Source organism: Micromonospora sp. KC723, from assembly GCF_004348595.1.
Lineage (GTDB): Bacteria > Actinomycetota > Actinomycetes > Mycobacteriales > Micromonosporaceae > Micromonospora.
Genome location: NZ_SMKD01000155.1, coordinates 1 through 11,821, shown reverse-complemented (window position 1 = coordinate 11,821; position 11,821 = coordinate 1). Strand labels below are relative to the sequence as shown.

Annotated in this window: 8 protein-coding genes; 7 read left to right on the top strand and 1 reads right to left on the bottom strand. The window is 75.4% G+C overall.

The window, feature by feature from the left end; translation table 11 throughout:
- Positions 1-63 precede the first annotated feature (63 nt).
- Complete coding sequence (locus E1165_RS24740; RefSeq protein WP_132394135.1) at positions 64-2,925, bottom strand: alpha/beta fold hydrolase; 2,862 nt, start codon at positions 2,923-2,925, stop codon at positions 64-66.
- A gap of 379 nt (positions 2,926-3,304) precedes the next feature.
- Between E1165_RS24740 and E1165_RS24735 the strand changes: the two genes are divergently transcribed.
- From E1165_RS24735 to E1165_RS24705, 7 genes are all read left to right on the top strand, one after another.
- Positions 3,305-4,543, top strand: a complete 1,239-nt coding sequence (locus tag E1165_RS24735; protein ID WP_132394134.1) for a hypothetical protein — start codon at positions 3,305-3,307, stop codon at positions 4,541-4,543.
- A complete protein-coding gene (locus tag E1165_RS24730) occupies positions 4,530-7,235 on the top strand; it encodes a nitrate- and nitrite sensing domain-containing protein (RefSeq protein ID WP_132394133.1) in 2,706 nt (901 codons plus the stop codon). The genes E1165_RS24735 and E1165_RS24730 overlap by 14 nt, the downstream gene beginning before the upstream one ends.
- The gene (locus E1165_RS24725) at positions 7,232-7,696 is read left to right on the top strand and encodes a roadblock/LC7 domain-containing protein (RefSeq protein WP_132394132.1); all 465 of its coding nucleotides are present in this window, start codon (positions 7,232-7,234) and stop codon (positions 7,694-7,696) included. The genes E1165_RS24730 and E1165_RS24725 overlap by 4 nt, the downstream gene beginning before the upstream one ends.
- A complete protein-coding gene (locus E1165_RS24720) occupies positions 7,693-8,163 on the top strand; it encodes a DUF742 domain-containing protein (protein ID WP_132394131.1) in 471 nt (156 codons plus the stop codon). Before E1165_RS24725 ends, E1165_RS24720 begins: the two co-directional genes overlap by 4 nt.
- Positions 8,141-8,908, top strand: a complete 768-nt coding sequence (locus E1165_RS24715) for an ATP/GTP-binding protein (RefSeq protein WP_207917031.1) — start codon at positions 8,141-8,143, stop codon at positions 8,906-8,908. Before E1165_RS24720 ends, E1165_RS24715 begins: the two co-directional genes overlap by 23 nt.
- A gap of 45 nt (positions 8,909-8,953) precedes the next feature.
- Positions 8,954-9,448 (top strand): hypothetical protein, encoded by a 495-nt coding sequence (locus E1165_RS24710; RefSeq protein WP_132394130.1) that lies wholly within the window; start codon positions 8,954-8,956, stop codon positions 9,446-9,448.
- Between the two features lie 40 nt (positions 9,449-9,488).
- The coding region (locus tag E1165_RS24705) for an AAA family ATPase (RefSeq protein WP_132394129.1) at positions 9,489-11,821 on the top strand (2,333 nt) is incomplete at its 3' end.

Below are 11,821 nucleotides of genomic sequence, written 5' to 3'. Positions count from 1 at the left end.
CGGCCGGCCCGGACCCGCCCGCCGGACCCGCACCCGAACTCGACCCGACACCAGAGCCCGCCATCACCGGTCCCCGCTTCCCCGAGAGTTCTCGCCCACCAGGGCGAGGAACGCGTCCTCCAGGCGGCGTCGTGGCACCACCCGGTCCACCCCCACGCCGGCCCGCACCAGCTCGGCCACCACCTCACTGCGGGCGGTGCCGTTGGTGTCCACCACCAGCTGGCCGTCGCCGTCGGGCAACACCCGGACCCCGTCGAGCCGGCCGAGCACCTCCCGGGCGGCGGCCTGGTCGGACACCTCGAAGAGCACGCTCGGCGACTCGCCGACGATTTCCCCGACCGGGCCGGACGCCACGATCCGGCCCTTGTTGACCACCACCGCGTGCGTGCAGGTCTGCTCCACCTCGGCGAGCAGATGGCTGGAGACCAGCACCGCGCGGCCGTCGGTGGCGTACCGCTGGAGCACCCGGCGCATCTCGGCGATCTGCGGCGGGTCCAGCCCGTCGGTGGGTTCGTCGAGCACCAGCAACTCCGGCAGGCCGAGCATCGCCTGCGCGATGGCCAGCCGCTGCCGCATGCCGTGGCTGTAGTTCTTCGTCCGCCGGTGCACCGACGCGCCCAGTCCGGCGATCTCCAGCGCCTCGTCGAAGTGCGCGTCCTCCCACGGCCGCCCGGTGGCCCGCCAGTACGCCCTCAGGTTCTCCAGGCCGGACAGGTGGGGCAGGAAGCCGGGTCCCTCCACCAGGGCGCCGATCCGGGACAGCACCGGTGACCCGGGCACCAGCCGGTGCCCGAAGACGTAGATCTCGCCAGCGGTCGGCTGGGTCAGGCCCATCAGCACCCGCAGGGTGGTGGTCTTGCCGGCGCCGTTCGGCCCGAGCAGGCCGACCACCTGGCCGGGGTGCACCTCGAAGTCCACCCGGGACACCGCGACGAAGCCGTCGGCGTACTCCTTGCGCAGCTCCCGGACGGCGAGTGGGACGCCCGCGTACTCGGGGTGCACGGAGTCGTCCTGGCGGCGGTGCCTGCGGCGGGCGACCGCGACGACCACGACGAGCCCGACCGCGATGGCGGCGAGCAGCCCGAGCAGCACCCAGCGCCAGACGGTGGCGGCGGTGGGGATCGGCACGGCGTCCACGGTCGGCAGCGCCAGCGGCGCGTCACCCGCGGCGATGGTGTACACGGCCGGTTCCACCGGCGTGGCGTACGCCTGGTCGGAGGTGGCCACGACGAGCCGCAGCCGGTGCCCGGCCTCGACCCGGTGGACGATCGCCGGCAGGGTGACCCGGACCGGTCGCGCGGCGTCGACGCTCGCCGGCAGGCCGCTGAGCCGGACCGGGGCGACCAGCCCGGAGGGAAGGGTGGCCGAGCCGTCCGGGGCGACGTCGTAGAGCTTGACGAAGAGCACGGCCCCGCCGGTCGGCGACGCCGCCCGGATCGAGACGGTGGGCGCCCCGACCACGTCGACCGCCTCGTCCAGCGGCGCGGACTCGAAGCGGGCGTGCTGGCCGGGGATGTCGCCGGCCACCCCGTCGAGCAGCGAGCTGAGCGCCCCGGCGAACGGCACCGCGGAGATCGCGCCCGGATTGCCGGCGGGCGGGTTGGCGACCGGCTGGGGAGGACCGGCCACCGCCACCTCCCGGTGGGCCTGGCCGGTGACCCCGGGGTAGTCGGTGGTGCGGTAACCGCTGGCCACCAACCCCCGGTCGAGCGCGTTGAAACCGGCGATCCGGGAGAAGGTGAAGTCGTCGCCGGGGGCCTCCCCCGCGCCCTTGACGTAGTGGTCGAGCCACTGCGCGGTGAGGAACTTCACCCGGTCCGAGTCGCTGGTCGGCCCCGCGCCGCCGTCGTGGCCGCCGGTGAACCAGGCGACCCGCACCGGGGTGCCGGAGGCGGCGATACCGCGGGCGTTCGCGTCCGCCTCGGCCAGCGGGAAGAGGGTGTCCGCCTCGCCCTGCACCAGCAGGGTGGGTGCCTTGATCCGGTTGAGCACGCCGGCCGGGGAGGAGCGGCGCAACAGGTCCACCGCGGCCTGGTCGGCCCGGCCGGTGGTGGCGATCCGCAGGTACGCGGCGCAGACGTCCGCGGCGAACCGTCCACAGGACGGGTCGGCGACCCCGGCGGACGCACGTCCGGTCTCCGGCCCCGCCCCGGGTGCCGGCCCGTTCGGGCCGGGTGACGCGGCGGCCTCCCCGGGCGGGACGGCGGACGCGTTGGAGATCCCGGCCGGGCCGGAGCCCACGCTTCCGCCACCGCCGAAGAAGATGCCGGCCCAGCCCTTCTTGAACACGCCCTCGGTGGCCGGTCGGCCGGTGCTCTCCGGCAGGAAGGCCCGGGACAGGTCGTTCCAGGTGATCATCGGAACGATCGCGTCGACCCGCTGGTCCTGGGCGGCCAGGAGCAGGGCGAGGCCGCCGCCGTACGAGCCGCCGACCACACCGACGCGGGGGTCCCCGGCGGCGTCGGTGCGAATCTCCGGCCGCGCGGCGAGCCGGTCCAGCAGCCGCTGGGCGTCGCGGACCTCGTAGTCGGGATGGTCCAGGTGGATCTGCCCGCCGCTGCGGCCGAAGCCACGCGCAGTCCAGGTCAGCACGGCGTAACCCCGGGTGACCAGATCCTCGGCGTCGGCGCGGACCGAGTCCTTCGTGCCGCCGAAGCCGTGCGCCAGGAGCACCGCGGGCACCGGGTGGTCGGCCGAGGCGCCGTCGGGCAGCCAGAGCGTCGTGTCCAACTCGACCGGCTCGTCACCGCCCGGTCCGGACTGGACGGAGACCAGGGCGGACTCGGTACGGAAGCCGGGCCGGTCGGGTCGGGCCGCCCAGACCGCGGCGGCGGCCAGCAGCACGGCGGCGGTCGAGGCCGCAACGATCCGGCGTCGGCTGCCCAGGACGCGCTTCAGCCGCACGGCCGGCAGCGGTGATCTCATGCGGCAACGGTACGGCCGGGTTCCTGAGCGTTGGCTGGGATCCTCCGTCCGGCAGGCCCGTGTCGTCCGATCGATGCCCCGGCATGGTCGACCGACTCCCGTCCAGACATGCCCAGCCCAATGACTTCGGATCCCGGGAATTTCGACTATCGCCCGAATTCCCCGCAGACCCCAACAGGACACCAGGCCCACCCTCGCGACACGTGACCACCCCACCAACACTCGGTGACATCCCGAGCAGTGACGCGAAAAGGACAGCGGACCGATGGCAACGCCGCCGACCGGGTCGGATACCTTTCCGGTCCGGTGCACGGGACTCGTCGGCGACCCCCGGCACCGAACAGGAGACACCCGCTCGTCGCCGGAGGAGACCGCCCCCATGACAGTCCCCACCCAGCGGGTCCGTCGACGACCCTCCGCCCCGGGCCGCCTGCTGCCACTGGTACTCGTCGTGGCGCTGCTCGCGCCGGTGGCGGCACTCTTCGTCCAGGCCTACGGAGGCACCGGGGACGACCGGGAGCTCGCCACCCGGGAGCGGCTCGGCATCGAGTACCTACGCGCGCTCGCCCCGGTCACCGAGGCGCTGGTCGAAGCCCAGTCCGCCGCTGTCGCCGGCCGGCCCGCCCCCCGGGAGCCGCTCGCCCGGGCGGTTGACGGCGTCACCCAGGTCGACCTGCGCATAGGTGACGAGCTGCGCAGCCGGGAGCGGTGGTCGGGCCTGCGGGCCAAGCTGGAGGCGCTGCCCGAGAAGAGGCTCACCGAGCCGGAAACCGCCTACGCCGCGTACGGCGAGGTCACCGACCTGCTGCTGGCCCTGTACCGCAAGGTGCGGGAGAGTTCCGGCCTGGTGCGTGACCCGCGAGCGGACTCGTTCTTCCTCCAGGACGGCGTCGGTCGTGGTCTGCCGACCGCGCTGGTCGCCGCCGGCCGCCTCGCCGACCTCAGCGTCCTCGCCGCCACCCGCCCCAGCAGCCAGGCCACCCGCACTCTCAACGAGCTGGCCCAGGCCCGGGTGACCGCCCTCGGTTCCGCGTCCGACCTGGTCGCCGACCTGCGGGCGGCGGTGGACAACTCGGAGCGCACCGATCTCGGCGCCACGGTGCTCACCCCGCTGGACACCTACCAGCGGGCCGTCGAGGCGCTCGCCGCCTTCTCCGTGCCCGAGCCCGGCTCCCGCACCGGCCTCGCCGACCCGGCACAGGTCAGCGCCGCCCGCGCCAACGCGCAGTCCGCCGCCCGGCAGCTTCAGCCGGTCATCCTCGACCAGCTCGACGCGCAGCTGGTCGACCGGATCGACGGGTACGACCGGGACCGGTGGATCGCCGTCGGCGTCGCTGGCGCGGCGGCGCTGCTCGTGCTGGTCCTGCTGGGCCTGCTCGTGGGCGAGGCCCGCCGGGCGCGGCGGCAGGACGCCGAGGCCCGGCGCGGCACCGGGACGGAGCCCGCTGGGCGGCCCGGCGCCGACTCCGGCTGGCAGCCGCCCGCCGGCCCCCGCGTCTCCGCCGCGGCCCCGAACCCGCGCGGCCTGAGCCCTGAGGACCACCGGCTGCTCCAGCCCACCGGGCCGGGCCAGCACGGCGACGCCGACCCGTGGGGGCCCTTCGATGCTGCTCGGTAAGCTCCGGATCCGGGGCAAGCTGGCCGTCCTGGTGATCATCCCGCTGCTCAGCATGGTCGGGTTGGCCGTGCCCGTGGTGTTCGACCGGGTGTCGGAGGCCCGGCGGGCCGCCGACACCTCCGAGGCCGCCCGGCTCGCGAACCGGGTGGGCAGCCTGGTCCAGGACCTCCAACAGGAACGTTTCCTCTCCGTCGGGCTACTGCTAGGTCGGGTGCCCCGCACCGAGCTGGTGCAGAAGTCGGCGGCGGTGGACGACCGGGTCGCCGACCTCCGCGCCGAGCTCGGCGACCAGCTCTCCCCCGACGTCCTCGCCGCCCTGGACCAGGTCCGCCGGCTCGCCGAGCTGCGTCCCCTCGTGCTCACCGGGTCCGCCAGCCCGAGCCAGGTCATGGAGGCGTTCGGTCCGATCAACATGGCCCTGATCGAGGCGCTGCGGCTGCCGTTGCACGCCGACACCGACACGTCGGTGGGGCGGCAGATCGTCGCGCTCGACGGGCTGATGCGCGCCGACGAGGGGCTGGGGGTAGCCGCCACCCTGATCGTGCTCGTCAAGGCCACCTCGGACCCGAGGGTCGCGGCGGCGTACGTCGCCAACATGGCCGCGCTCCAGGTGCACAGCCAGCGGTTCCGTCGCATGGTCACCGCCGAGCAGTACAAGCTCGCGTTGCTCAACGACGCGGCCGTGGCCGCCCGGGGCACCCCGACCTTCCAGGCCGACAGCGCCCGCGACCCGATCGGCTCGGTCCGGAACGTGACGCTGGACGTGATCTTCCCCGCGGCCCGCTCGATGATCACCTTCGGGCAGTTCGTGGAGAAGAAGATCGCCGCCGACGTGATCGAACAGACTCGCGCGGAACGGCAGCGGGCACTGGCCGTGGCCTGGCTGGTGGGCGGCACCGCAGCCCTGGTGCTGCTGACCGTGGTGCTGCTCAGCATGGCCGTGGCCCGTACGGTGGCCCGTCCACTGACCCGGCTCACCCGCTCCGCCGACCGGGTGGCCCGGGTCGCCGAGGCCGAGCTGACCCGGGTGGCCGACGACGAGTCCGACAGTGCCCCACCGGTACACCTCGACCCGGTCGACGTCCACGCCCAGGACGAGATCGGCGACCTGGCCCGAGCCTTCGAACGGGTGCGGAGCACCGCAGCCCGGTTGGTGGAGCGGCAGGCGGCGAGCCGGCGCAACGTGGCCCAGATGTTCGGCCACGTGGGACGCCGTACCCAGAACCTCGTCGGCCGGCAGATCGCGCTGATCGACCAGCTGGAACGGCAGGAGACCGACCCCGGCCGGCTGGAGCACCTGTACCGGCTGGACCACATCTCCAGCCGCCTACGCCGCAACGCGGGCAGCCTGGTGGTGCTCTCCGGCGCCACCGGCGACGACGGTCACGTCGCCCCCGTGGCGCTGGCCGACGTGGTGCGGCTGGCGCTCGGTGAGATCGAGGGCTACACCCGGGTGGACGTGCGGGTGCCGTCCGGGGTGTCCGCGGCGCCCGCGATCGTGGGCGACCTGGTGCTGGCGCTGGCCGAGCTGATGGAGAACGCCACCGTCTTCTCGCCCCCGCACACCCGGGTGACGGTGTCCGGCGAGCTCACCGGGATCGGCGCCCTGCTCGCCGTGGCCGACCGCGGCATCGGCATGACCGAGGAGCGGCTGGCCGAGGAGAACGCCCGGCTGGCCCGCCGGGAACGGCTGGACCTGGCTCCCACCGAGGTGCTCGGCCTCTTCGTGGTCGGCCGGCTGGCCCGCCGGCACGGCTGGTCGGTCGAGCTGACCCACACTCCCGGGGGCGGGGTGACCGCCCGGCTGGAGATTCCGCAGTCGCTGCTGGTGCTGCGCCGGGCGGACCGGGCGGGGGTCACCTCCGCGCAGGCCACCGTGCCGACGAGAGACCGGCGCACGCCGGGGGCGATCGAGCCGGCCCGGTCGGGCCGGGAGCTGCCCGCCGCGCCCTCGCCCCGGCCGGCCGGCACGCCGGTGCCCGCCTTCGACCCCGCACTGCTGACCCGGGCCACCCGCAGCATGGCCTCCGCGCAGTCCTGGGACGCCTTCGGCGCGGGCACCGGACCGGCCCCGGCCGGGACGACCGAGTCCACGGCGACCGGCCGACCGGTCGAGCGGGCCGGCGAACTGACGGCCGCGCCCGACGCGACGACCGCGTGGTGGTTCGCGGGCCCGGACGGGCCGGTGGCCGGTCAGCAGCCGGTCGCCGTGGCCCCGCCGGCGACCGCGCCACCGGCCGCGCCGCCGACCCCCGCCCCGCCGACGCCGCTCGCCCCGGCCGGGCCGCCGGTCGCTTCGGGCGCACTGGCCGAAGCACCCACGATCCGGCAGCGGGTACCGGGGGCGAGCCTGCCGCCGGCCGGTCCGGCGGTCGGCCCGGTGGACGCCGCCAACGCCGACCCGGAGGCCGCGCGAGCCTTGGTCGAGCAGTTCCAGTCCGGGGTACGCCGGGCGGAGCAGACCCGCTCCGGCCCGCCGGACGACGCGGACGCCGACCGGCCCCGGCTCGCCCGGCGGGTCCCCGGAGCGAGCCTGGCCGGCGCGCAGCCCCGGCGTGCGCCGGCTGCCGTGCGACTCCAGGACCCGAACGAGGTTCGCGACCGCATCGCGGAGTTCGAGGCGGGTGTCGCCCGCGCTCTGCGCCACGTCAGTACCGAACACCGCCCCAACCAAGAAGGATCATCACGGTGACCAGCCCGTACCTGCACGACAACGTCGACCGCGCGGCCAGCCCGGAGCTCAGCCCGGAGGCCCGTACCTTCAACTGGCTGCTGGACTCGTTCACCGCCAGCACAGCCGGGGTGCTGGAGGCGATCGCCGTCTCGTCGGACGGGCTCCTGATGGCCATGTCGGCGATCAAGGACCGCTCCAACGCCGAACGCCTCGCCGCCGTGATCTCCGGCATGACGAGCCTGGCCGGCGGCGCGGCGAGTTGGTACGCCCTCGGCGGCCTGAACCGGGTGATCGTCGACATGGCCGACGGGTACCTGCTGATCAGCGCGATCAGCGCCGGCTCGGTGCTCGGCGTCGTCGCCGACCGGACGGCCAACCTGGGCACCGTGGCGTACGAGATGACGCTCTTCGCCGGACGGGCCGGCGGCGCGCTCACCCCCAGACTGATCGCCGAGTTGAAGAACGCCGTTCAGCAATGACCCGGCAGGCCGCCGGCGGAGAACCGGACCCGGAACCGCTGGTCCGGATCCGGCCCTACCTGCGGACGCCGGAGCCGTCCGGCGAGGAGGTCCCGGTGCCGGCGTCCGCGCCCGAACCGGACGCCGGCCGTCCGGCGGGACCCCGCCCGTTCGTGCTCACCGCCGGGCGGGTCGCCGGCGCCGACCCGGCGATCGGCCTGGAAACCCAGGTGACCGCGCGCCGTGGGGACGGTCCCCCGGCGACCGCGCTGGCCCCGGAACTCCAGGCGATCATCGCGCTCTGTGCCGAGCCGATCTCGGTCGCGGAGATATCCGCCCGGGCACGGCTGCACCTCGGCGTGACCCGGGTCCTGGTCGGCGACCTCCGGGCCGCCGGCCACCTCGACGTGCACGCCGCAGACGTCGCGAAATCCCCTGACCCCGATCTCATCCTGCGAGTGATTGATGGACTCCGTGCGATCTCCTGACTGGCCGGTCACCCCGCTGGGCGGGCTCGCCGCCAACAGCGCCTCCGCCCGCTACGGCGCCGCGTTCGGCGGGTCGGCCCCCGCCGCGCCCTTCACACACCTGGCCCCACCACCGCCGTACCGGCCTCCGGCGCCACCGGCCGCCGTACCGGCACCGGCACCGGCCCCGCGCCCCGGGACCGACCGGCCACCGGTCCCGGTGAAGATCCTCGTCGCCGGGGGCTTCGGGGTCGGCAAGACCACGACGGTCGGTGCGATCTCCGAGATCGCCCCGCTGACCACCGAGGCGGAGATGACCAGTGCCGGCATCGGGGTGGACGACCTGGGCGGCCGGCACACGAAGTCCACCACCACGGTGGCGCTGGACTTCGGCTGCGTCACCATCGACCGCAGCCTGAAGCTCTACCTGTTCGGCACGCCCGGCCAGGCCCGGTTCGGGTTCATGTGGGACGACCTGGCCCGAGGCGCGCTCGGCGCGCTCGTGGTGGTGGACAGCGCCCGGTTGGACGACTGCTACCCGGCGATCGACTACTTCGAGCGGGCCGGGCTGCCGTTCGCGGTCGGCGTCAACGCCTTCGACGGCCGGATCGCCCACGACCTGGGCGCCATCCGCTGGGCGCTGGCCATCGGCGACCACGTGCCGCTGGTCCGGTTCGACGCCCGGGACCGGCGGTCGGTACGGGACGCCCTGCTGGTCGTCCTCGACCGGGCGCTGGACCGGGCGACCAGGGAGAGGGGCACCTGAACCATTCGCCGCCGCGACCCGTTCTCCAGCAGAGAGGGGGACGTGATGAGAAGTGGTCTGGACGAGACACTGGCCCGGATGGCCCGCCGGGAAGAGGCGCTGCGGCGCCGGGCGGGGGACCCGGGCGACGAACCGGGCGGGGGCGCGTCGCCCGCGGCCTTCGCGGCGCCGGGCCGGGATGGGCGTCCCGCCGCCCCAGGGCCGGGTGAACGGGCCGGCAGCGGTGGGCCCGGCCCCGATCGGGACCCGGTGCGGGACGTCGTCGAGGCGGTCCGCCGGGTGGTGGACGCCCACCCCGGTCTCGCCGTGGCACTGCGGGTCGAGTACGAGGGCCGGGCGTTTCCGCTGGCGATCGAGTGGACGCGGACCGGCGCGACAGTGGGCCCTGGCAACCCGGCCACGCCCCCGCCGTCCCGGCCGACTCCGGGGCGTACGGCGCCCGCCTGGACACCCGCGACACACGAGTTCACCGACGACCCGGCCGCCCGCCTGGCCGAGATGATCCGTCGCGACCCGTCGCTGCTGACCGGTGACCGGTGAGAACGGGGCACAGCGTGTCCCGGCCCGCTAGTGTCGGGCGGTGGCCGAACCGGAGCTGACCCTCACCGCGAGCCTGCGGCCCGCCGCGCTGGACGCCCGACGGGGCATCGTCCGGCTGCATCCGGAGGTGCTGACCGCGCTCGCGCTGCGCCCCGGGGACCCGGTGCGGCTGGCCGGCCGCCGGGTGACCGTCGGGATCGTCGCGCCCGCCGAGCCGGGTGCGAGCACCAGGCTGCTCTACGCCGACGACCTGGTCCTGGGCAATCTGGGACTGCGCGACGGCGGGCAGGTGGCCGTCTCCCCCGTGCCGGTGGCCCCCGCCCGGCGGGTGACCCTGACCGGCCCGGCACCGGTCGTCGCGGCGGTAACCCCGGAGATGCTCCGGCTGGCCCTGCTGGGCAAGATGGTCACCGCCGGCGACGACGTCTCCCTGCTGCCGCGGGACGTGCTCCCCGACGCCTCCGTACGCGCCCTGGTGGAGGCCGCCCGGCGCAGCCTGGCCAACACCGTCGGTTACGCCTGGACGAGCACCCTGCTCACCGTCGTCGCGGCCGAGCCGGCCGGCGGCGCGCTGGTCACCATGGACACCGCGGTCGACTGGGAGCAGCCTCCGACCGGAGCCCGCCCTGCCAGCGACGGCGCGACCGCAGCCGGATCGACCGGAGGCGGCCCCGGCGGGGAGGACACCACCGGACGCGGCACCACCCGGAAGGACATCTTCGCAGGCGGCGCGGCGACGGCCGGTCGGCGACCGGCTACCGGGCAGCCCGGACCCGAGGCCGGGGCCGATACGCACCTCGCCGAACCGGTGGCCGCCGACGACGCGCCACGGGTGGAGGAGTTGCCCGGGCTACGCGCCCAGGCGGAGGAGCTGACCGAGCTGCTCGACCTCGGCTTCCACCACCGTGAGGTACTGGGCCGACTGGGTACCGACGTCTCGCTGGGCGTACTGGTCAGCGGGCCGGCCGGGTCGGGCAAGTCGGCGCTGGTCCGGGCCGTCGCCGCGGCCGTCGGCGCCCGGGTACGCCGGCTCTGGGCCCCCGAGCTGGCCGCGCTCGCCAACGACGCGGCGGCCCGGCGGCTGCGCGAAGCAGCCGCCGAGGTACGTACGGGAGGGCCGGCGGTGCTGCTGGTCACCGACGTGGAGGCGCTGGCCCCGGCCGACGACGCCGGCCCGGTGGCCACCGTGTTCCGGCAGGTGCTGGCCGAGACCGTCCGGTCCGGCGCGGCGGTGGTCTGCACCACCTCCCGACCCGAGGCGGTCGATTCCGCCCTGCGCGCCCCGGACCTGCTCTCCCTGCGGATCACCGTGCCGCTGCCCGACCCCGCGCTGCGCCGCGAGCAGCTGGCCGTGCTGACCCGGCAGGTGCCGTTGGCCGAGGACGTCCGCCTCGACGAGGTGGCCGGACGTACCCCCGGGTTCGTGGCGGCGGACCTGGCGGCGCTGGTGCGGGAGGCCGGGGTGCGCGCGGCGCTGCGGCAGAAGTCCGCGCGGACGCCGACGGTGGCGATGGCCGACTTCACCGCCGCGCTGGAGGTGGTCCGGCCGACCACGATGGCCGCCTCCACCCTGGAGCTGGCCTCGGTCACGCTGGACGACGTCGGCGACCTGGTCGAGGTGAAGCAGACCCTCACCGAGTCGGTGCTGTGGCCGCTGACCTACCCGGACACCTTCGCCCGGCTGGGCGTACAGCCGCCCCGGGGCGTGCTGCTCTACGGCCCGCCCGGCTGCGGCAAGACGTACCTGGTGACCGCGCTGGCCGGGTCCGGCCGGGCGAACGTGCTGTCGGTCAAGGGCGCGGAACTGCTCTCCAAGTGGGTGGGTGAGAGCGAACGGGCCGTCCGGGAACTGTTCCGCCGCGCCCGCGAGGCCGCGCCCACGCTGGTCTTCCTCGACGAGGTGGACGCCCTGGCCCCGGTACGCGGCCAGGCGACCGACGGGGGCACGACCGACCGGGTGGTCGCCGCGCTGCTGACCGAGCTGGACGGGGTGGAGGCGCTGCGCAACGTGGTGGTGGTCGGGGCGACCAACCGTCCGGACCTGGTCGATCCGGCGCTGCTGCGTCCTGGCCGGCTGGAACGACTGGTCTACGTGCCGCCGCCGGACGGGCCGGCCCGGGCGGAGATCCTGCGCGCCGCGTCCCGGACGGTGCCGCTCGCCCAGGACGTCGACCTGGCCGCGCTCGGCGAGGAGTTGACCGGTTTCTCGGCGGCGGACTGCGCGGCGCTCGTCCGGGAGGCGGCGCTGGCCGCCATGCGCGAGTCGCTGACCGCGTCCACCGTCACCGCCGCCCACGTGGCGACCGCCCGCGGACGCGTCCGCCCCTCCCTCGACCCCGCCCAGGTCGCCTGGCTGGCCACCTACGCCCACAC

Bases quoted from the DNA above. Each gene is read 5' to 3' on its own strand.
- E1165_RS24720 (WP_132394131.1), top strand. From the start codon at position 7,693: ATGACCCGGCAGGCCGCCGGCGGAGAACCGGACCCGGAACCGCTGGTC.
- E1165_RS24710 (WP_132394130.1), top strand. From the start codon at position 8,954: ATGAGAAGTGGTCTGGACGAGACACTGGCCCGGATGGCCCGCCGGGAA.
- E1165_RS24735 (WP_132394134.1), top strand. From the start codon at position 3,305: ATGACAGTCCCCACCCAGCGGGTCCGTCGACGACCCTCCGCCCCGGGC.
- E1165_RS24715 (WP_207917031.1), top strand. From the start codon at position 8,141: ATGGACTCCGTGCGATCTCCTGACTGGCCGGTCACCCCGCTGGGCGGG.
- E1165_RS24740 (WP_132394135.1), bottom strand. From the start codon at position 2,925: ATGAGATCACCGCTGCCGGCCGTGCGGCTGAAGCGCGTCCTGGGCAGC.
- E1165_RS24730 (WP_132394133.1), top strand. From the start codon at position 4,530: ATGCTGCTCGGTAAGCTCCGGATCCGGGGCAAGCTGGCCGTCCTGGTG.